At 45.7% G+C, this 20,796-nt stretch carries 18 protein-coding genes and 1 pseudogene; 17 read left to right on the top strand and 2 right to left on the bottom strand.

The genetic code is table 11. The features are described from left to right. The first annotated feature begins 21 nt into the window (after nt 1-21). The 5 genes and pseudogenes from A6049_RS04400 (at nt 22) to A6049_RS33180 (ending at nt 3,533) form a co-directional block, all read left to right on the top strand. The gene (locus A6049_RS04400; protein WP_063563441.1) at nt 22-1,113 is read left to right on the top strand and encodes an HD-GYP domain-containing protein; all 1,092 of its coding nucleotides are present in this window, start codon (nt 22-24) and stop codon (nt 1,111-1,113) included. Nucleotides 1,114-1,434: 321 nt separating this feature from the next. After that, nucleotides 1,435-1,603: pseudogene (locus tag A6049_RS34535) on the top strand (IS1595 family transposase); the annotation flags it as partial. A gap of 107 nt (nt 1,604-1,710) precedes the next feature. Beyond that, nucleotides 1,711-2,625 carry a phosphotransferase gene (locus tag A6049_RS04410; protein ID WP_063563443.1) on the top strand — a complete coding sequence of 305 codons (915 nt, stop codon included), beginning with the start codon at nt 1,711-1,713 and terminating at the stop codon, nt 2,623-2,625. Nucleotides 2,626-2,894: 269 nt separating this feature from the next. Beyond that, the gene (locus A6049_RS04415; RefSeq protein WP_342671810.1) at nt 2,895-3,344 is read left to right on the top strand and encodes an SRPBCC family protein; all 450 of its coding nucleotides are present in this window, start codon (nt 2,895-2,897) and stop codon (nt 3,342-3,344) included. A 27-nt stretch (nt 3,345-3,371) separates the two neighbouring features. Then, nucleotides 3,372-3,533 (top strand): hypothetical protein, encoded by a 162-nt coding sequence (locus A6049_RS33180; protein WP_161490544.1) that lies wholly within the window; start codon nt 3,372-3,374, stop codon nt 3,531-3,533. Between the two features lie 6 nt (nt 3,534-3,539). On the opposite strand, the gene A6049_RS04420 is transcribed toward A6049_RS33180, so the two are convergent. Next, complete coding sequence (locus tag A6049_RS04420; protein ID WP_063563445.1) at nt 3,540-4,760, bottom strand: MFS transporter; 1,221 nt, start codon at nt 4,758-4,760, stop codon at nt 3,540-3,542. Nucleotides 4,761-5,005: 245 nt separating this feature from the next. On the opposite strand from A6049_RS04420, the gene A6049_RS04425 reads away from it, so the two are divergent. From A6049_RS04425 to A6049_RS04435, 3 genes are all read left to right on the top strand, one after another. Continuing rightward, the gene (locus tag A6049_RS04425; protein WP_063563446.1) at nt 5,006-5,590 is read left to right on the top strand and encodes a TetR/AcrR family transcriptional regulator; all 585 of its coding nucleotides are present in this window, start codon (nt 5,006-5,008) and stop codon (nt 5,588-5,590) included. A 33-nt stretch (nt 5,591-5,623) separates the two neighbouring features. Continuing rightward, on the top strand, nt 5,624-5,875 hold the full coding sequence (locus tag A6049_RS04430) for a hypothetical protein (protein ID WP_063563447.1): 252 nt from the start codon (nt 5,624-5,626) through the stop codon (nt 5,873-5,875). Between the two features lie 190 nt (nt 5,876-6,065). Continuing rightward, nucleotides 6,066-7,040: a D-2-hydroxyacid dehydrogenase family protein gene (locus A6049_RS04435; protein WP_063563448.1), complete on the top strand. Its 975-nt coding sequence runs from the start codon at nt 6,066-6,068 to the stop codon at nt 7,038-7,040. 147 nt (nt 7,041-7,187) lie between these two features. Here A6049_RS04435 and A6049_RS04440 read toward each other — a convergent pair whose 3' ends face one another. Further along, nucleotides 7,188-8,225, bottom strand: a complete 1,038-nt coding sequence (locus tag A6049_RS04440; protein WP_063563449.1) for a LacI family DNA-binding transcriptional regulator — start codon at nt 8,223-8,225, stop codon at nt 7,188-7,190. Nucleotides 8,226-8,643: 418 nt separating this feature from the next. Here A6049_RS04440 and A6049_RS04445 point away from each other — a divergent pair, with 418 nt between their 5' ends. From A6049_RS04445 to A6049_RS04485, 9 genes are all read left to right on the top strand, one after another. Further along, nucleotides 8,644-9,693, top strand: a complete 1,050-nt coding sequence (locus A6049_RS04445) for a 2,3-butanediol dehydrogenase (protein ID WP_063563450.1) — start codon at nt 8,644-8,646, stop codon at nt 9,691-9,693. Between the two features lie 282 nt (nt 9,694-9,975). Next, on the top strand, nt 9,976-11,289 hold the full coding sequence (locus tag A6049_RS04450) for a hypothetical protein (RefSeq protein ID WP_063563451.1): 1,314 nt from the start codon (nt 9,976-9,978) through the stop codon (nt 11,287-11,289). A 323-nt stretch (nt 11,290-11,612) separates the two neighbouring features. Next, nucleotides 11,613-12,713 (top strand): NADH:flavin oxidoreductase, encoded by a 1,101-nt coding sequence (locus A6049_RS04455; protein WP_063563452.1) that lies wholly within the window; start codon nt 11,613-11,615, stop codon nt 12,711-12,713. Between the two features lie 330 nt (nt 12,714-13,043). Beyond that, the gene (nagZ, locus tag A6049_RS04460; RefSeq protein ID WP_240321305.1) at nt 13,044-14,372 is read left to right on the top strand and encodes a beta-N-acetylhexosaminidase; all 1,329 of its coding nucleotides are present in this window, start codon (nt 13,044-13,046) and stop codon (nt 14,370-14,372) included. A 74-nt stretch (nt 14,373-14,446) separates the two neighbouring features. Next, complete coding sequence (locus tag A6049_RS04465) at nt 14,447-15,151, top strand: response regulator transcription factor (RefSeq protein WP_063563453.1); 705 nt, start codon at nt 14,447-14,449, stop codon at nt 15,149-15,151. Continuing rightward, nucleotides 15,148-16,134 (top strand): sensor histidine kinase, encoded by a 987-nt coding sequence (locus A6049_RS04470; protein WP_063563454.1) that lies wholly within the window; start codon nt 15,148-15,150, stop codon nt 16,132-16,134. The genes A6049_RS04465 and A6049_RS04470 overlap by 4 nt, the downstream gene beginning before the upstream one ends. Nucleotides 16,135-16,411: 277 nt before the next feature. Further along, nucleotides 16,412-17,182 carry an ABC transporter ATP-binding protein gene (locus A6049_RS04475; RefSeq protein WP_063563455.1) on the top strand — a complete coding sequence of 257 codons (771 nt, stop codon included), beginning with the start codon at nt 16,412-16,414 and terminating at the stop codon, nt 17,180-17,182. Further along, nucleotides 17,157-19,109 carry an ABC transporter permease gene (locus tag A6049_RS04480; protein WP_063563456.1) on the top strand — a complete coding sequence of 651 codons (1,953 nt, stop codon included), beginning with the start codon at nt 17,157-17,159 and terminating at the stop codon, nt 19,107-19,109. The genes A6049_RS04475 and A6049_RS04480 overlap by 26 nt, the downstream gene beginning before the upstream one ends. A 196-nt stretch (nt 19,110-19,305) precedes the next feature. Then, nucleotides 19,306-20,733: a 4-hydroxyphenylacetate 3-hydroxylase family protein gene (locus A6049_RS04485; protein WP_063563623.1), complete on the top strand. Its 1,428-nt coding sequence runs from the start codon at nt 19,306-19,308 to the stop codon at nt 20,731-20,733. The last annotated feature ends 63 nt before the right edge of the window (nt 20,734-20,796 follow it).

Consider the following 20,796-nt stretch of genomic DNA (forward strand, 5'->3'; position numbering starts at 1 on the left):
TTGTTCAGGGGGAATACCGATTTGAGAATCCATATTATGAACCTGCAAGATGGAGACCGTCTAACTGCGGATACATTCAGCGAAGCGGGATTACACGTTCTGGGTCAGGGTACTGTGATCAAAAGTGAAGATATCACCTTGCTGATGCAGCACCGCGTAGACTATGTGGATATTGAACCACGCGAGGAAGAGATCACGGAAGCGGAATTCTTTGCTGCTGCAGCAAAATTTGCATCTGGAGCAAGCACAAGCACCAAGGAAGAACCGCCTGAAGAAGAAATGAAATCCCAATTTATACAAACTGTACATAATTATCAATCCGCGTTTCTCGAAGCGCTGACTGTGGGCAAGTTCAACGCAACAATGGTGGACGATGCGCTTCAACCGATGGTGGAGGGATTGGACGAGCAAAAGGATGTCGTGCATCTCCTGATGATGCTGGAACGGGATGATGTCAATAACTACACACATTCCATTCAGGTTGGACTGTTGTCATTTTACCTAGCTAACTGGCTTGGTTATTCCCAAAAAGAAAGTTATCAGATCAGTCGTGGGGGCTATCTTCACGATATCGGCAAATGCAAGGTATCTCATCGGATACGCAACAAGGTGGAACCGTTAACGGCAGATGAACAGCTCGAATTGCAGCGTCACACGATCTATGGACATGATATTATCAAAAGTTCCATGACCGATGAGGCTACAGCGCTGGTAGCTCTTCAGCATCATGAACTGGAGGATGGTACCGGATATCCGATGCAACTGAAGAAAGACGAAATTCATCCATATACACAGATCGTATCAGTCGCTGACATATACATTGGGATGAGATCCGGCAGTCACGGAAGCAGCAATCCGAACCTGATCAATAACTTGCGCGATATTTATGCGATGGGATTCGGCAAACTGAATGAGAAGCCGGTTCAAGCCTTGATGCAGCATCTGCTTCCTAATTTTATTGGTAAACAAGTACTGCTGAGCAACGGCGAGCGGGGTGTTATTGTCATGAACAATACATCCGATATTTTTAAACCACTGATCAAGGTGGAATCGGAACAATATCGTGATCTGTCCAAAGAACGCACTCTTGCCATTAATGAATTAATTATCTAAGTTTGAATAACAAATGAATTCATACAGAAAACGGGCCTCCTATAAGATAACAGGGGACCCGTTTTTCATTTAGATCATGAACTGCGTTGTTCTTCATGGTGACCAGGACTATACTTTGCAAAGACCTTAATCTTCCTTTTTAGGGAAGCGTATGTTAAACTTTGTTGTTGATATTTGAAAATTACGAACAAGTGTTCTTTGGTAAGGGCAATATAACTGTTCGGAGATGATTTGCCCATGGATTTAAAGGAACTGAAAAAGCTTGCTGATACGTTGGACGATAATGGTAAGCGAGAACTTATCTACTTTTTGCAGTCCCGAACCAACAGCTACCACAGCCGCTTGAAGAAATGGATGGATCGCATCAATGGTGTTGCAACAAAGTATTTGCAGAATTACTTGGCGTGGTTTCGTTACTTAGACAGCAAGTATGAGAATACCGCGTCGAATAAGAAAAATATGTTGGTCAAATTGTGTCTGTTTACTGTGACCGACTCGGCTTTCTACTTATTCTTGTTAAGCTAACGGGCAGTTATGCGTAAATTCCAGGGAATGTAAACATCTAAATAACGTAAGGAACGAGGAGGCAGACAATTCATGGGAGGAACGAATGTATGGGATGCGGAGTGGGAGGTTAACGAAGAGCAGGCGCGGACGCTGATCGGCAGACAATTCCCTCAGCTGTCATCGAAGCAAGTAAAGCGATTGGGCTGGGGCTGGGACAATACGGTTTTTCTCATCGGTGACGAGTATGTGTTCCGGTTTCCAAGAAGAAAGATTGCAGTTGGCTCTATTCGTATGGAAGGGAAGCTGCTGCCGAAGCTGGAGGCATATATGACCATCCCCTATCCGAAACCGTTGTTTTATGGCGAAGCAAGTGACGAATACCCGGCACCATTTCTTGGCTATGCCTACGTGTCAGGAGATTTCCCAATCGGTTTGACGGAAGAACGCCGGGCTTTATCGGCAGAGACGTTGGCGAAATTTTTGCGGAGATTGCATGAGTTTCCGGTGCAGGCGGCGCTGAAGTGCGGAGTTCAGCAAGATCATCGAAACTTGACGGACATAGCATCGCGCAAAGTGAAATTGGAGGGCTTTCTATCGAAGGTGGTTGAACACTTGTCGCCGGAGGAGTCCGGTGTGATCGAAGCGTATATTAGCAGGCTGCAAAAGGACCGTGTCGAGGCGGTGAATGCACTGCTACATGGCGATCTTCATTTCAAAAATATGCTTGTAAATGAGAACGGGATCGTTTCCGGCATCATTGATTGGGGCGATCTGAGCGTAGGCCATCCGGCTTGCGATTTGAGCGTTGCTTATAGCTTTTTACCATCTTACGCTCGCGGCGTGTTTTTTGAAACGTACGGAGGAGCGGACGAGGAAACGAAGCTGCTGGCACGGCTGATCGCGGTATACATCCCCATACTGGTCTTAATGCAAGCGGTCGATGATGGGAATGAAGCAATTGCGGTAGAGGCGAAATCCAACATCATGCGGGCACTGTCGGATTAGACTCATTATTTCGTTTCGGCTGTGGGGCTAGGCTATCGGCACCATTTTTCGTTTAAAGGCCGCGATAAGGTACGATCCGCCTTCTCTGATGCCGCTTTATGTTGAGGAACACGAAATTCAACAGAGTAAGTCCTTGCGCTAACGGGACACGATAGCAATAAACCACCTTTTCAACGAATGCGGTTTTCTTATGGTCAGATATCAACATTAGAATTTAACATAGCCTTTAGGCAAAGGAAGCGGAAAAGGAGTGATCGTCCTTGATTGAAGTGGTAACCGAGATTACAATACATGCGCCCATTGAGCGATGCTTTGACTATGCGCGGGACATTGATATTCATACCCGGACCGTCTGGAAACATACCCGTGAGCAGGCTGTAGCGGGTGTTACAACGGGCAGAATTGGTGAAGGCGATACGGTAACTTTCGAAGCGAGCCATTTCGGGATAAGGCAAAAGCTGACTTCCCGGATCGCCGCGTACAATCGGCCGTATCTCTTTGTGGATCAGATGGAGAAAGGTGCTTTCAAGAGCATGAGACATGAACACAGTTTTAGCAAGCTTGGAGAGCAGACCACTTGTATGAGGGACACACTGAGATTCGAAGCTCCCCTTGGTGTTCTGGGTTGGGTTGCAGAGCGGATTGTACTCAAGAGGTATATGCAGGCTTTCCTGGAGAGCCGTAATTTGAAGCTAAAGGCGTTACTAGAGAATAGATAGGGCCGATCTGTAAGGAGGAAATGATAGTTGATGGAAAACGAATATTTTGTAGGTTGGGGCACACTTGCCCTTACTAATGCCGGACTTGCTCAGGGAAAAAACAGAAGTGGCCGTAACTGGTTTCTGATTTCCCTGTTATTTGGTCCGTTAGCCACGCTGTTTATTGTGGTATGGAATAAGCTGGATTAAGTTCTTTTATTGATCCGAATTCCGATGGATATATCGATCAATGGTCCAGAACAGAAGCGCAGCGGCACTCACGCCTGCACCCAGCCAGCAAACGCCAGTCCAACCTGCCCATGCGTATACTTGAGTAGACGCAATGGAGCCGGTAGCACTTCCTATTGAATAAAAGATCATGTAGGCGCCCGTCAAACGGCTCTGCGCCTCTGGTCGAACTTCATAGATCAGACTCTGGTTGGTGACATGTACGGCCTGCACGGCAAGGTCCAGCATAATTACCCCAGCTACAAGCAGCCATAAAGAGTGGTGAACATAGCCAATGGGCAGCCAGGATAGAAGCAATATGACCAGAGCGACGCCCGTCGTCTTTTGTCCCAATCCCCGATCAGCCAGTTTTCCAGCACGTGCAGCAGCCAGGGCACCAGCAGCTCCCGCGAGACCAAAGGCTCCAATAGCAGTATGTGACAGGGAAAGTGGCGGAGCACTAAGTGGCAACACCATGGAAGTCCATAACGTGCTAAAGGCTGTGAAAATTAACATGGCGAGAACGCCGCGTGTTCGCAGAATAGGCAACTCACGGTACAGTTGCATGACTGAAACAATTAATTGGGTGTAGCTGAGTTTCTCTCGCTTGGGTTCGTGTTTTGGGAGTACAAGAAACAGTGCGATAATCCCGAGTAATGTCAGACTGGCAGAGAAGAGATAGACTGATCTCCAGCCGATCCAATCGTTTAAGGTGCCTGCTATGGTTCGCGCCAGTAATATGCCTATGACGATTCCGCTTGTGACCAGACCGACGATACGCCCTCGTTCTGAAGGTACAGCCAGGGAGGCGGCAAAGGCAACGAGTGTTTGTGTAATCACGGCAAGCAGCCCGATGGCGGCCATTCCAATGAATAGAACCTGGCTGGATGATGAGGTACCGACAGTAACCAGGGCGATTACGGATAAAAGCATCTGGATCATGATCAGCTTGCGCCGGTTCAATAGATCACCAAGTGGGACCAGTAATAACAATCCGAGGGCGTAACAAATCTGGGTTACGGTAATAACGATTCCAATAGAGGAATGAGAGATTCTAAACTCGTCAGCAATGGAGTCGAGCAAAGGCTGGGCATAATAAATGTTGGCTACCGCCAGTCCGCTGCACAGGGCAAATAACAGCGCGACAAGTCGGGACATGCCTGGACGTCCTTCGCTGAAGGGATGTGCTTGATGAGATGGATTTTGCATGGATGATTCACCTTTCTGTATTCGAATGTGGTAAGTTAGGGGGAGCGGTAAGAACACGGTTGAATTTAAATATACCGATCAGTACATTATGATTCCGAATAAACATACTTCACGCTTTGACACGATGTCAAGAAATAAAATGGAATGGTTGATTTTTCTTTTATAAATAAAGATAAGTTTGACATGAAAATTGGATCTAGATTAAAATAGATGTATACTGATCGATACATAAAGAGGGTGAATACATGGTTAGACAACGGGAATTTGATACGGATCAGGCACTGGAAGCAGCGATGCAGATTTTTTGGGATAAGGGATTTGAGGCGACGTCCCTAAGTGATTTGACAACAGCCATGGGAATTCAACGTCCCAGTCTTTATGCGGCTTTTGGTGACAAAAAGGAATTGTTTGAAACGGCACTTCGCAGATATACAACTTTGCATGCCGCGCAGGTCAGATCCAGGCTTCAACATACATCCTCTGTAAAAGAAGCCTTCCGTGCCTTATTTGAACATATTGGAGCAGAAGGGGATGTGACAGATACTCGTCATGGCTGTTTTTGCATCAATACGATGGTTGAACTGGCTCCACATGACCCCAAATTCGCTGTTCTGACACGCGAGCACCAGATGTATCTCGGGGCGATTTTCAAGGAGACGATTGAACGGGGGCAGGAAACAGGGGAATTGTCTAATGATCTCGACGCAAGTGCGTTGTCCAAGTCTCTGGTTGTATCGATGATTGGATTGACCGTGATGATGAAATCGGAGCCGGATCGCTCATTTGTGCAGCAGAGTATTAAGGTTACGTTATCGTTGCTTGAGGAATGAGGGAAGGATTTCATTTTTAGAAAGGGTGTTCATATGGAGCGTTATTTTCATAGGATCTACCTTGTCGTTTTATACATTATAGGTGTGCTTCTGACGACATACGGCGGGATGGGGATCATCCAGTTCAGTTTGATTGTGATTGGCATGCTTGCTTTTATTGCTATTGTGGGTTCGCTAACAGAGAATGATCAATCAAAATTAGATACGATTTTTTGGAAAATACGGTCCTTGCTTCAAGTGGCGATGGCCATACTGATGACGGCGCTGCTTTTCAAGCTGTTCTGAAGTGAGAGCGAGAAGCGGGAATCTGTTCCTGCTCTTTTTGTGTCTGAGGACATTGGGCAGATGAGGGCTTGAGTTGATACAATACAGATAGGGTATAGATTAAATTAGGGTGTATACTATGATTTACATATTCGGGTAACATGTTCAAAGAATGTTTGATGATGCACATATATGAGGAGGAGATTCAACCATGCAGACGAAGTTGCGTTGTGCCATATTGGATGATTATCAGAATGTAGCCCTTTCTTCAGCGGATTGGACTCCTATCCTGGATCGAGTTGAGGTTCAGACGTTCAATAACTATTTGGGATCAGAAGAGAAGGTCGTTCAGGAACTGCAGGATTTTGAAATTATTGTCTTGATGCGTGAGCGTACACCATTTCCTGAATCCGTGATTACACAATTGCCCAAGCTCAAGCTTCTGATTACAAGCGGCATGCGCAATGCCTCCATTGATCTCCGGGCCGCGGAAGAAAGTGGAGTAATCGTCTGTGGCACGGAAGGCAGCTCGAACCCGCCGATGGAACTGACATGGGCGCTGATACTGGGTCTGTCCAGACAGCTGGTAACTGAAAATAACGCACTGCGTTCCAATCGGAATTGGCAAAGTACAGTTGGCATGGATTTGTACGAAAAGACACTGGGATTGCTCGGTTTAGGCAAGATTGGCAGCCGGATGGCAGAGATTGCACAAGCCTTTGGCATGAACGTGATCGCCTGGAGTGAGAATTTGACACAGGAACGAGCGGAGGAACAGGGAGTCCAGTGGGCAGAGACGAAGGAACAGTTGCTGGAACAAAGCGATATTGTTTCCATTCATCTGGTGCTCAGTGATCGCACTCGTAATCTGATCGGACGAGCCGAGCTGCAACGGATGAAAAATACTGCTTTATTGATCAATACGTCCCGTGCAGGCATTGTGGATCAAGAGGCGATGGTCGAAGCTTTACAGAATGAGTGGATTGCCGGGGCCGGTCTAGACGTATATGAACAGGAACCTCTTCCTGTGAATCATATGTTGCGTACACTGCCAAATCTTCTGGCAACACCGCATTTGGGTTATGTGACTCAAGGAAACTATGCCATTTATTTTAACCATACCGTAGAGGATATTGAGATGTTTATGAAAGGAACACCGATTAGACAATTGCTTTCGAAGAAGTAATTGCTCGGAGGTGGGTTTGAGATAAAAGGGTGTGAATGAAGATAAAAAAAGGTGTTTCTCAGGACAAAATTCATTCCTGGTGAGCACCTTTTTGTGTTTATCGAAGGTTTGGACTGTCCATTAAATCCGGTTTCTTCGCAATCATTCTTATGCGCGTGGTCCTTGTGAAGATGAGCGGATCATGGCAACGCTGGACTCGCGCACAATTAACCGTGGCTCAAATTGAATATGCTCGTAATCCGTGGTGCTCATCTCTCGAATCCGTTTTAACAGTAATTCCGTAGCAAGTCGGGCCACTTCTTCGCCCATAATCGAGACTGAACTGATCTGCGGAGACGTAACGGTAGTCCATTGGTTATTATCAACGCCCACAACTGCGATATCTTCAGGGACACGAACGCCGAGTTCTTTAAACCGATTTACCAGTCCGATGGCGACCATATCGTTAATCGCGTATACGGCATCTGGCATGTGAGTCAGTCCATAGAAATAATCCGCTGCATTAGCTCCCGTATTCAATGAAAAATCTTCTCCGAAGTAAACAAGCGAGATATCTACATGTCCGAGTGCTTGCTCATAAGCCCGATAACGCTCTTCAATAATGTCTTTGGGAGCACCGGCGTATGCAATGCGGGTCCGTCCAATCTTAATCAGATGTTCCATTACCAATTTCCCTTCAGGCTGTGAAAGAGAAACGACATCAGCTTTCATACCAGGGTCCAGCTTTTTACCGTAATTGATCATGGAAATGGGAAGGGGAGCTTTATCAATTAAACCAGGCAATGTTTTGGGATATGCCAAAGGCATGAAAATAAGCCCGTCCACATGCAATTTTTTGATCGTACGAATGGTTTCCAGTTCCGTTCGTGCATTACCCGCCGTATTGATTTGAACCACATGATACCCATGCTGCTTCGCCGTTTGTTCAACAGACCAAGAGATCTCGGGAATGATAGCATTGCGTATGTCGGGAACAACCAGTGCGATCTGATGTGTCTGCCGTATTTTCAAACTCTGGGCAGAGGTATTGGGGACAAATCCAAGCTCCTCAATGGCCTGCAAGACTTTATCCCGTGTTTTGTTGCTGATGCCATCGGAATTGTTAATGGCTCGGGAGACGGTAGCGATACCTACACCTGCAAGTTCTGCAACGTCCTTGATCGTAATCTTCTGATCTTTACTCACGTTTAGTTAACCTCACTTCATCGGAAACGATTCCGAATTTTGAAAATATGTACGAATGCAAAGACAATCCTATACCTTGATTATAACATTTGAGCCAATAACTATCCCGTGAATACGATTGAAAGGACAGAGATGTCTGTTGGTTTTCCAAAAGAACCAAATGGATAAATAGAGAAAAATCGCGCATTCTATATCCATTGAATTAAACATATACACGAGAACGGACAGAAAGCCACAGAGCAAAAAATGATCGATATATTGAAAACGCTGTTATTACACCAGAATTATCGACGTAAAATTCATAAGATAGACATATGTGTGACAAATTATGTTTGACAGCCTATTTAAAATGTGACATATTTAACTTACGGAAACGTTTCCGATTATATCAAAACTTATGATCTGGGAGATGAAACAAATGAAAGCATTGCGTTGGCATGGAGTAAAAGATTTGCGTCTCGAAAATATTGATGAACCCCGCCCTGAACAGGGAAAGGTTAAAATAAAAGTGGAGTGGTGTGGTATCTGTGGCAGTGACTTGCACGAGTACACTGCTGGCCCGATCTTCATTCCGGCTCAAGCACCGCATCCGCTAACAGGGGAACAAGCACCTGTTGTGATGGGGCATGAATTTTCAGGACAAGTCGTTGAAGTAGGAGAAGGCGTGACACGTTATAAGGCAGGGGACCGCGTTGTGGTGGAACCGATCTATGCATGTGGTCATTGTGAAGCCTGTAAACAAGGGAAATATAATTTGTGCGATCAGATGGGTTTCTTGGGTCTGGCTGGGGGAGGCGGAGGTTTCTCGGAGTATGTAACGGCTGAGGAATATATGGTTCATGCCATTCCTGATTCCATCTCGTACGAGCAGGGAGCGTTGGTGGAGCCTTCCGCAGTAGCTCTTCATGCTGTTCGTCAAAGCAAACTGAAAGTCGGCGACACTGCGGCCGTTTTTGGTGCGGGTCCAATCGGGTTGTTGGTTATTGAAGCGTTGAAAGCTTCTGGTGCATCGGATATTTATGTTGTGGAATTATCCGAAGAACGTAAAGCCAAAGCGGAAGAACTTGGCGCTATTGTTATTGATCCTACACAATACAAAGTAGTGGAAGAAATTCATGCACGCACCCAAGGTGGCGTGAATGTAGCTTATGAAGTAACCGGAGTTCCACGGGTGCTGCAACAAGCGATTGATTCAACGCGTATTGGCGGTGAATTGATGATCGTCAGCATTTTTGAACAGGAAGCACCGATCCTGCCAAACTCCATTGTCATGAAGGAGCGTACGGTCAATGGCATTATCGGTTACCGTGACGTATTCCCGGCTGTGATTAGCTTGATGGCTAAAGGTTTCTTCCCGGCAGACAAGCTGGTAACCAAACGAATCAGCCTGGATGAAGTGGTAGAGCATGGATTTGAAGCACTGCTGAAAGAGAAAAACCAGGTTAAAATTCTGGTGAAAGCTGAGTAAATTTACCAAGCGAATCACAAGCCAAGTAATAGAGTGGAAGTCAGCGGATGGCAACACGTGCCCGGTTGGAACTCAACTGGAACTGATGTGCAAGCGGTAGGCAACCACAATGAATGAATGACAAATAGACAACGCATCTTCGGATGCGATTGTCTATTTTTTTTGCACAGAACGGGCGGAATTTGTTGCAAGTACGTTTCGTTTTACATAATATGAAAAGATACAATTTGTATCATTTTGATGTAAAGGTGTTATTTCATAAAAATGAAGGAGGAAGCGGACATGCAGAGCAATACAAAATGGGCAGCCGTGATTTTGACGATTGTTGCAGGCATGGGCTGGCTGCTTATGGGTAATTCGAAACCCAAAAACAATGTTTCAACCGATCATCAGCCAACTGCCGAACGGGCACTTGCCAAGGTGTCCAGTGCGCCTATCACATCCGCTGATGTGACGTCCAAGATTGAGTTGCTTGGAAAACCTTTTAAGAAAGCACCGTATGCCAATAATGTTTGGGACTTGCAGCTGTACAGAGGGAAAATATATATGGGTCATGGGAACAGCAGTAATTTAGGTGTTTCACCTAATGCGGGTCCTATTCCAGTCATTTATTACGATACAGCCAATCCCAAATTTATAACCCAGTCCGTCACCAATAGCAATCCGAGCATCGTTCCTTCGACCAAATTATTTGTAGATGAGGAACAGATTGATATTTATAAAGTGCTGAACGACAAATTGTATATTCCCGGAAATGATTCGGATGGTGAACAGTGGGATATGGGAAACTTCTACCGGTTAGATGGAGATGTATGGACAAAGTATCGCAATCTGCCGCTAGGTGTACACGTATACGATTTGGCGTCCTATCAGGGCAAACTGTTTGCAGCGCTGGGTACCGAGCAGAAACCGACCGTATTAATCTCTCATGATCAAGGCGAAAGTTGGCAAAAATTCGCCACCATCAATACGTTTGGCTTCAGGGCATATACGCTATTTGAAATCAAGGGCAAATTATATGCATCAGGCATGATGTATCCTGCCAATAAAATTTGGGGCGATAAGACTAATGTATTAGAGATTAATGAGAAGCTTGAAAAGAAAGACGTGGTCATTTATGGTAGCAAAATGCTCCCAGGATTATCCTATCAAACGGGCACAGTTCCGTATAATAAAATAGGGAAAAATATTAATTTTAACAATAAGCTGCTTTATATTGCCGGAGGGGTATTCAATGATGGGCAACTGTTACCCAAATCCTTGAATGTGATGACCGACATTAATCAGGCAGCGCGCGTCATTTTGCCAGATACTCTAGCTCTTCCTACGGATCTACTGCTTCGAGAAGGGAAAGTCTATGTGCTTACCTACACTCGCAAAAGTGCAAATCTCTATATAAACCGGGTGTATCAATCGACAGATCTGAACACATGGAATGAAATCCTCCGTTTTAACCAGGACACGTACGCCAAGTCTTTTGAAGAACACGAAGGTGATTTCTACTTTGGGCTGGGCACAGACCCCGACGTTCTATCGACTTCATCAGGCAAATTACTCAGAATTAATCGCAATGATATCCCTGTTAATTCTAATTAAATGTAAGGAAGATTATGGATTATATACTATGCTTCATCCACATTTTTGGTTACAGAGAGAGCCGTTTAGGTTAATTGTACAGAGCAGGCCAAGATCGTAGAACTTCTTAGATGAAGCTACATCGAGCTTGCTCTATTTTTATGTTCAAGAGATTAATAATCCTTTTAAATCGAAAATTTGAAAATAAAAATCAGAAACTATAAAATAGAAAGGTGATATATCTTAACCAACTCACTGATTAACATCTGTGGTAGTTATACAATAGCATGTGCAAGAAAGTGTACATCTTTTCTTCCAATCTAATCGTAAAGGAGCAATACACAATGAATGTACCGTCAGCTTTGTTTAAACCATTTACCTCGGACAAGCTTACCCTGTCCAACCGGATCGTCATGGCACCCATGACTCGTGGATTTTCACCCGAAGGAGTACCCGGACCAGAGGTCGTGGAATATTATCGTCGCAGAGCAGCCGGAGGTGTAGGGCTGATTATTACGGAAGGAACGGGTATTAACCACCCTTCATCCATTAGTGGCGCGAGCATACCGCTGTTCCATGGCGAAGAATCATTGCAGGGTTGGGCAAATGTAGTCAAAGCAGTCCATGAGGCAGGTGGCAAAATCATGCCACAATTGTGGCATGTGGGTACAGCCCGCCGTTCAGGGGACCTGCCTAATGCAGAAGCTGAACCGGTAGGACCATCGGGAATAAGCATGGTAGGTGAACCTGAGAGAGAACCATTGTCAGAGGACGAGATCAAGGGTCTTATCCAGGCGTTTGCCCAAGCAGCAGCAGATGCGCAGCGCATTGGTTTTGATGGTATTGAGCTTCACGGGGCTCATGGCTACCTGATTGATCAATTCTTCTGGGAGCAAACCAATCGTCGTACGGATAAATATGGAGGCGATCTGGCACAGCGCACGCGTTTTGCTGTTGAGGTTATTGAAGCATGTCGCGCTGCAGTAGGTCCTGACTTCCCGATCGTACTTCGTTTCTCCCAATGGAAAATGGGGAACTACGACGCACGGCTGGTGGAAACACCAGAACAACTGGAGCAATTCCTTGCACCCCTCACGGCTGCAGGTGTAGATATTTTCCACTGCTCTACCCGTCGATTCTGGCTGCCAGAATTTGATGGCTCAGAGCTGAATCTTGCAGGCTGGACACAGAAAATAAGTGGCAAGCCGGCGATCTCCGTTGGATCGGTAGGTCTCGAAGCGGAATTCGTGGACAGAGCGAACGAAAACCAGGGAACAGGTGACGCTCATCTGGATCAGTTGAACGAGAAAATGGAAAATAATGAATTTGACTTGATCGCGTTGGGGCGTGTACTGCTGAGTGATCCGGAATGGCCAAACAAAGTTCGCGAAGGGCGCCTGTCCGAAATTGTTCCTTTTACAGCAGAAGCATTGAAAACACTCTAAACTGAAAACAAACCTGATGCCGCCGAAAGGCGGCTTTTTCACCTCCCTATAATAATAATTTCAACATATGAAAAATTCACAATAGAAAACCATTTTTCGCACCGCTGACACCTTTGCTCCTCCCCTCCAATCACACACGCCCTAAGGAACAACACCATGAAGTAGCACACTTTAAGCCCAAAAAGGGAAATTTTTTTGCGTTTTTAGGCTGCATCATAAGAATTTGTACTGGAGCCGTCTCCATTTTGAAAATGAACCACCTTATGATAAGGTTATGCCTGAACCACATTCAGACTGAATGACAACAATGCTTAAGGAGGATGACCATCCTTGTATATCGATAATCGCAAGTTAAAAAACAAACACATAAACACGCTTCAAATGTTGTGCCTGCTATTCGGAATAATGCTGCTCTTATCCGCATGTGGGCAGTCACAGAAGCCTTTCTCGTCAGAGCAAAATAACAATAATGCCGGAACGGAGACCAATGCGAATTCAAACACAGGTGCAATCAATCAGAATGATCAACAGAATACAGTGCCTCCACAGGAAGAGAAGGATCCGGTAGAAGAGCAGCTCGACCAATTGTCTTTGGATGAGAAGATCGGACAAATGATTCTGGCGGGTGTTCAGGGAACCACTTTGGATGCTCAAGCGAAACAGATGATCACGGATCAGAAGGTGGGAGGGATTATTTTCTATGCGAATAATGTCTCGACCGTGCCAGGAACGGCAAAGTTCGTGCAATCCATTAAGGATGCCAATCGTTCCAATCCAGTTCCAATTTTCATGAGTGTGGATCAGGAGGGTGGCAAAGTTAGTCGAATGCCAGAAACGGTAGAGTCTATACCTTCCAATGGGAAAGTGGGGAAGACGAAGGATGCTGATTTGGCTGAAACGATGGGCAAATTGTTAGCAAGACAAATTCAGCTGGTAGGTTTTAACGTCGATTTTGCTCCAGTGATGGATGTAAATAGTAATCCGAATAACCCGGTAATTGGGGATCGTTCATTTGGAAGTTCGGCCAGTCTGGTTTCACAAATGGGCATAGCTGAGATGAAAGGGCTGCGCAGCGAAGGGATTATTCCGGTGGTGAAGCATTTTCCCGGTCATGGAGACACGTCAGTGGACTCCCACTTGGATCTGCCTGTCGTGAACAAAACGGAGAAGCAACTTGCCCAGCTGGAGTGGATTCCGTTTGAGGCAGCGGTGAAGGAACAGGTGGAAGCGGTTATGGTAGCCCATATTCTGTTTCCCAAGCTTGATCCCGACCATCCGGCATCCTTGTCGGACGTCATTATTGGTCAGCAGTTGCGTGGCAAATTCAAGTATGACGGTGTGGTCATCACAGATGATCTGAGCATGGGTGCGATCGCGAAAAATTATAAGTTGAACGATGCCGCCGTAGCGACAGTTCAGGCAGGAAGTGATATTCTGCTGGTAGCTCACAGTTATGAGAGTGCCAAGACTATTTTTGATACGCTGAAGAGTGCGGTGAAATCAGGGGAGATTTCAGAATCCCGAATTAATGAAAGTGTATATCGAATTCTGGCTTTGAAGCAGAAGTATAACTTGTCCGATGAGGAGCAGCCGTCAGGAGATTTGAAGCAGCTGAACGCTGACATTGTGGATTGGCGCAAGCAGGTCGATGCCCGATAGTACCAACCTGTGTTATGATTTTGGAAAGAGAATTGCATATTCCATTACGACAGGTTAGAGGTGAGACCTTTTTTATGTATACGATAATGATTATTGAAGATGATCCGAAGATTGCGGGTCTTCTTCAATCCCATATCGACCGATATGGTGACAGGGCCGTTGCGGTTGAGGATTTTGAGCAAGTCGTTCAGCAGTTTGAACAAATTAAGCCGCATGTCGTGCTGCTGGATATCAACTTGCCGAGTTACGATGGGTTCTATTGGTGTCGCCAAATTCGTTCCATTTCCACATGTCCGATTATTTTCATCTCGGCCCGAAGTGGCAAGATGGATCAGGTCATGGCGCTTGAGAACGGTGCGGACGATTATATTACGAAGCCGTTTGAGCATGAGATTGTCATGGCCAAAATTCGAAGTCAGCTGCGCCGGGTGTATGGCGATTACGCTACGCGTCATGAAGAGCGCAAGGTGGAACTGGATGGACTAACTGTTTATCTGGAAAGATTGGAGATGGAGCTCGGTGACCGCAAGATACAACTGACCAAGAAAGAAACCATTTTGCTGGAGACGTTGCTGCGTCGCAGTCCCAAACTGGTTAGTCGTGAAACCATCTTGGAAAAGCTGTGGGACGATTCGTTTGTGGATGATAATACACTTAGCGTGAATGTGACCCGCGTTCGTAAACGATTGACTGAGCTGGGAATTACAGATGCGCTGGAGACGGTAAGAGGTTCAGGTTATCGACTCAACAGTAATTGGAAGGCATCGTCGCCTTCATGAAGTTGTTTATCAAAGAACATATTGTACTGACTTGTTGGGTAATCGTTGTGCTGCTCACCGTGGTTGCGGTCTTCTGGTACGACGGCTACGACCACTGGTTAACGGCCACGTATGCGGTATCTCTGGGGTTAGTCCTATACGCAGCCTATCTCATTTATCGGTATCTGTCCCATCGCATGTTTTATTCCCGGATGTCCCATCGAATGAATGATCTAAAAGAATTTGTTCCATTGAATGAGCCTGCTCCCTTGCCACAGGCATTGTCAGAACTGCTGGACTCACAGTACGGTCATTATTATGCACATCTGCATCGTCTGGAACAGCGTCAACAGGAATATCTGACTTTTATGAATCAATGGGTTCATCAGATGAAGACACCTTTGTCCGTCATTGAACTGACGGTTGAGGATCAGGAGGATGAGGACCCCCGTTTCATCAGCATTCGAGAGGAAGCAGACCAGATGAGACGAGGACTGGAAACCGTGCTATACATGGCGCGGCTGGAGACATTTGAACAGGATTTCAGTGTGGAGCCCGTATCCCTCAAGGCGGCCGGAGAAGAAGCCATCCATGAACTGAAACGATTCTTCATTCGCAATCACGTGTATCCCGAGATGAAAATTGATTCTGCGTTAATGGTTCAGTCGGATGCGAAGTGGATTCGGTTTGTCCTCGTACAGCTGTTATCCAATGCCATCAAGTACTCTTCCGGGGGAAAAGGGCAAAAGGTAACCATCCAGGCTTATGAAGCCACACGGTCCATCATTCTTGAAGTGAAGGATCAAGGAGTGGGTATTCCCAAGTCGGATCTCAACCGCGTGTACCAGCCTTTTTTCACCGGAGAGAATGGGCGACATTTTAAAGAATCCACGGGGATGGGACTGTATATTGTAAAGGATGTCCTGACACGAATGAACCATCGGATCGACCTTACATCCGTTCAGGGAGAAGGGACAACGGTAACCATTACTTTTGAAATCTAAATATAAGCGCATAATGCGGAACGAAATGAGAAGACGTCTGGTGCCCTGACAGGGATCGGCGTCTTTATCGTTTTCTACATAGAAGAAACACGCCAAAAGGCGACGAGAGACATGTAACCTTACAATAATGTCATGAAGATGAAAGGTTAATCCATAGGAGAATGGTCGAAACTTCGATAGACTGAAGTCAGAAAGTAGAGAACGACCTCGATTTGCGATGAAGTTCAGTTCAACTTGGTTTAATTCAAATTTGAAATCTAAAAGGAGCCATTAACCTATGGAGATATGTTCAGTGAAACAGATTAGCAAAATTTATAAAGGGATCGTGTCATACGAAGCCTTGTCAGGAATTGATCTCAGTATTCAGGAGGGTGAATTCGTCGGCATCATGGGTCCATCCGGCAGCGGCAAAACAACGTTGCTAAACATGATTTCAACCATTGACCACCCTACTTCAGGGGAACTGAAGATCGCGGGTAAGAACCCGTTTGAACTGGATCACGATGAACTGGCTCTGTTCAGACGCCGAGAGCTGGGGTTCGTATTTCAGTCGTTTAACCTGCTCAACACACTCACGGTTAAAGAAAATATTGTCCTGCCGCTTACGCTGGATGGAGTACCGATTGAGGAGATGAATGAACGTGTTGATCGACTTGCAGAGAAGCTGGGCATCGCATCTCTACTGAACAAACGTACGTATGAAATTTCCGGAGGTCAGGCCCAGCGGACAGCAATCGCACGAGCCCTGATCCATTCTCCCAAGCTGGTGCTGGCCGATGAGCCTACAGGAAATCTCGATTCGAAGGCAGCGCGTGATGTAATGGAGATGCTGGAACGCCGCAACCAGGAAGATCGGGCCACCATGCTGTTGGTCACGCATGACGCTGTTGCGGCAAGTTATTGCAGCCGGGTTGTATTTATTAAGGATGGACGACTTTACAACGAAATTCATTATGGAGATAACCGATCGACATTCTATCAACGAATCATCAACGTATTATCCCTGATGGGAGGCTCAGGACATGAATTTTCGCCAGTTCGCCATTAATAATGTTGTTCGGAACAAACGAATTTATTTGGCCCATTTTCTGAGCAGTACGTTTTCCGTCATGATCTTTTTTACGTATGCACTTCTTTTGTTTCACCCAGATCTGAAGGATGGACTGAAGGGTTCAAGTGGGACAGTGACCATGCTTGCGAATCAGGGGTTTTTGATTGCTGAGATCATTATTTTCATCTTTTCGTTTCTGTTTCTGCTCTATTCCGTAGGTTCATTTCTAAAGACGCGTAAAAAAGAATTCGGCATATTTCAAATCATTGGCATGACACGTAAACAGATGAACCGACTGTTATTCATGGAAAACTTGTGCATTGGACTTGCCGCCATTGTGGCAGGCGTTGGATTAGGAATGATCTTTGCCAAGCTGATCCTGTTGATCTGCGGTTCGATGCTGGCGGTGGAAGAAAGTCTCCGATTCTATTTTCCATTAAAAGCAATCGCACTTACTGTCGGAGCATTTCTGCTGCTGTTTGTTGTGATTGCGCTGAGCTCATCGCTGCTGATGCGAAAAGGGTCATTGATTGACCTTGTAAAATCAGAGGAAAAACCAAAACCCGAGCCAAAGGCTTCTCGTCTTTTAGCACTTCTCTCCGTCATACTCATTGGGGGTGGATATGCGGGTGTATTTGCCTTTGTATGGATCACATACTCTTTCCCTTTGCTGCTTGGTAGTGTTGTTTTGGTTATTGCAGGCACGTATCTGTTATTCACCCAACTTAGTGTGTATGCCATTCGGGCGCTCAAAGGCAATAAGCGTTTGTTTTTCCGCAAAACAAATTTGCTGTTTCTTTCCGAACTTACCTATCGAATGAAAGATAATGCGGTCATGTTTTTTATGGTAAGTGTGATCTCGGCTTCCGCCTTTACAGGCATTGGCACGATGCTGGCGATCGCTGATCCGGGATTGTCATCGATGTCAAATCCATATGCATTTACTTACCAGAATTCATGGGATACCTCCAGTGCAGAACGCCACATCAGGAAGATCGAAGAGACTTTAATTGATAATGAAGTTCCGTATCAGAAAGGAAGTTATATTCCGCTATTTGATGACGAGGGCAACTATATTATCAAACTCAGTGAATATAATCATCTTGCCAAGGCGCTCGGTTACCAAGAGCGAACTCTCGAGAATGTTAACGATGCCTTTATGACTCCGGGCAATCTTACGAGTCGCAAGACATTACGAGCAGAAGCCGGGCAGGGTTCATCTCAGAAAAATATCAGTATGTGGGAAGTTCAGGAAAAGGTCAGATTAACAACACCTGCAACCGATATCGTCATCCCTGTTGAATTCAAAAGGGAAGTTTATGTGGTATCCAATGAGCTGTACGACAAGATGAATAAGGAATTTAATATTCAAATCGAGGCTGATGAAAATTATTATCCCGATAAAAAAACTCAATTTGTTGTGACAGATTGGATGGGAACACGGAAGTTTGCTCCTGATCTGATTGAATCCATTCAAAATGACTCAGATGGTCAGGGATACTTCGAGATCAGCGCTCTCGTGCTGGATTGGCTTAATTCCAAACAAACTAATGGTATTATCCTAATTCTAAGTGGATTGATTGGCATTGTCTTTTTCACCTTTGCTGCAAGTTTTACCTACTTCCGGTTATATGCTGATCTGGAACGGGATGAAGAGCAGTACCGCATGATTGGTAAGATGGGGCTGAGTCGCCCGGAGCTTCGCAACATCGTAACCAGACAACTGGTATTGATGTTTTTCCTGCCAATAGCCTTGGCCATTATCCACAGCTCTGTTGCATTTGTTGCATTACAGCAGTTGGTTGATTTCTCTGTTATGGGTTATACTTTGCGCATTTTCCTCGTATTTGCATCTATGCAGATTCTGTTCTTCCTTCTGGTACGCTGGCGCTATCTGCGTCATATGTATGCCAAATTGATCTAATAATAAATTGAATAGAACAGACACCGGATCTTAAGTTCGGTGTCTGTTGACTTTTTCCTCCAAAGCAAAGTACTATTTCAATAGATACAATATGTATCATTTTAGTTAACTTGAGTCTCGAAATGATTAAAAACATTATCACCATTGAGTTTCCTAGCCTTTCTAACTGAGAAGGAGGATTACATTGAGCATAACGATGTCCCGTGGACAAGCTTATCTGCAACGGTTGAACGATGAACGGAATGTATGGCTGGATGGAGAACGTATTCGCGTAACAGAGCATTCTGCCTTCCGGGGAACTTTAAAAACGATTGAAAGTCTGTTCAATCTGGTGGATGGTGCGGACACGAGAGAAACAGTGGCTTATTGGGATGAGCAGACGAATGGATATGTACATCAGGCTTTTCGAGTACCCCGCAATGCTCAGGAGATCAGCAGCAGGGCGGCAGCCTTTCGATTGTGGTCTGATCGCACCTACGGGGTAATGAGCCGTCTCTCGGATTATGCCCGATCCCGCCTGACCGGATGGTATGCCACACGGGATGCGATGGCTGCATATGACCCGGCATATGGAGGTAAAATCGCTGCCTATTATGATGAGGCAAAACGGAAGGATGCCTTCCTGACCATTGTCCAGCGTGACCCGCAAATTAATCGTGCTCTGCCTGTAGGGGAAGATGAAGATGCGATACTTCAAATCATTCGTACCAATACAGAGGGTGTTGTCCTCCGTGGGGCGAAGATGGTAGCGACCGCTGCTCCATATGCGGACGATATCATTGCATATCCGATTCAGCGAATTCCTGGACATCGTCCGGAATTGGCGCATATGGTTATAGTGTCAGCAGGAAGTCCAGGATTACATATGGTATGTAGAGAATCTTTTGCAACATTAGATTCAGATACTGCTCATCCGCTCAGTAGTCAGTATGATGAGATGGATGCTGTATTATTTTTTGACGACGTATTTGTACCTTGGGAGCGTGTACTGCTGCACAACAATCCGGAAGCGGTATGGCAGATTCGCTGCAACGTGGCATCCTCCAGTCTGGCTTATCATCAGAGCATTATTCGGCTGCATTCGAAGCTGGAGTTCATTACAGCCATCACGTCTTCCATTGCCAAGGAGATTGGAGTGGATGCCTTCCTGAATGTACAGGAACAGCTTGGGGAGATGATCAGCCAGATGCATACGATTGAAGGACTCATCATCGCATCTGAGGCACAGGCTGCCCCGGATGTTCATGGGAACTGGCTACCATCATTCAAATATATCGAAACAGCCCGTAATCTGGGGAACCATTATTACCCGCGTGCTGTTGAGATTTTGAAGACTATAGCTGCAGGTGGCCTTATTCAGATTCCTTCCGGGAAGCTGGAGCTGGAAGGAAGTATCAGCCCTATGATGAACAAGTATCTTGGAGGCGTAACGATGCAGGCACCAGAGAAGATTCGGTTATTCCAGCTCGCCTGGGAGCTGACAGGAAGTCCGCTGGGAGCCAGACATGATCTGTATGAACGTTTCTATGCCGGTGACCCGGTACGCAATCGGGCGAGTCAGTATGTGCAATATGATAAGGACCGATTACATGCCCGGGTGGAACCCTGGTTACGTAACAAGTGATGAATGGTACTGAAACTTTACTTATTTTAGCTTTATATTTGAAGCTCTGGCCTGATGCCTGGG

It is taken from the genome of Paenibacillus sp. O199, assembly GCF_001636635.1.
Classification (GTDB): Bacteria; Bacillota; Bacilli; order Paenibacillales; family Paenibacillaceae; genus Paenibacillus; species Paenibacillus marchantiae.

Bases quoted from the DNA above. Each gene is read 5' to 3' on its own strand.
- A6049_RS04410 (WP_063563443.1), top strand. From the start codon at position 1,711: ATGGGAGGAACGAATGTATGGGATGCGGAGTGGGAGGTTAACGAAGAG.
- A6049_RS04420 (WP_063563445.1), bottom strand. From the start codon at position 4,760: ATGCAAAATCCATCTCATCAAGCACATCCCTTCAGCGAAGGACGTCCA.
- A6049_RS04425 (WP_063563446.1), top strand. From the start codon at position 5,006: ATGGTTAGACAACGGGAATTTGATACGGATCAGGCACTGGAAGCAGCG.
- A6049_RS04430 (WP_063563447.1), top strand. From the start codon at position 5,624: ATGGAGCGTTATTTTCATAGGATCTACCTTGTCGTTTTATACATTATA.
- A6049_RS04435 (WP_063563448.1), top strand. From the start codon at position 6,066: ATGCAGACGAAGTTGCGTTGTGCCATATTGGATGATTATCAGAATGTA.
- A6049_RS04445 (WP_063563450.1), top strand. From the start codon at position 8,644: ATGAAAGCATTGCGTTGGCATGGAGTAAAAGATTTGCGTCTCGAAAAT.
- A6049_RS04450 (WP_063563451.1), top strand. From the start codon at position 9,976: ATGCAGAGCAATACAAAATGGGCAGCCGTGATTTTGACGATTGTTGCA.
- A6049_RS04455 (WP_063563452.1), top strand. From the start codon at position 11,613: ATGAATGTACCGTCAGCTTTGTTTAAACCATTTACCTCGGACAAGCTT.
- A6049_RS04465 (WP_063563453.1), top strand. From the start codon at position 14,447: ATGTATACGATAATGATTATTGAAGATGATCCGAAGATTGCGGGTCTT.
- A6049_RS04470 (WP_063563454.1), top strand. From the start codon at position 15,148: ATGAAGTTGTTTATCAAAGAACATATTGTACTGACTTGTTGGGTAATC.
- A6049_RS04475 (WP_063563455.1), top strand. From the start codon at position 16,412: ATGGAGATATGTTCAGTGAAACAGATTAGCAAAATTTATAAAGGGATC.
- A6049_RS04480 (WP_063563456.1), top strand. From the start codon at position 17,157: ATGAATTTTCGCCAGTTCGCCATTAATAATGTTGTTCGGAACAAACGA.
- A6049_RS04485 (WP_063563623.1), top strand. From the start codon at position 19,306: ATGTCCCGTGGACAAGCTTATCTGCAACGGTTGAACGATGAACGGAAT.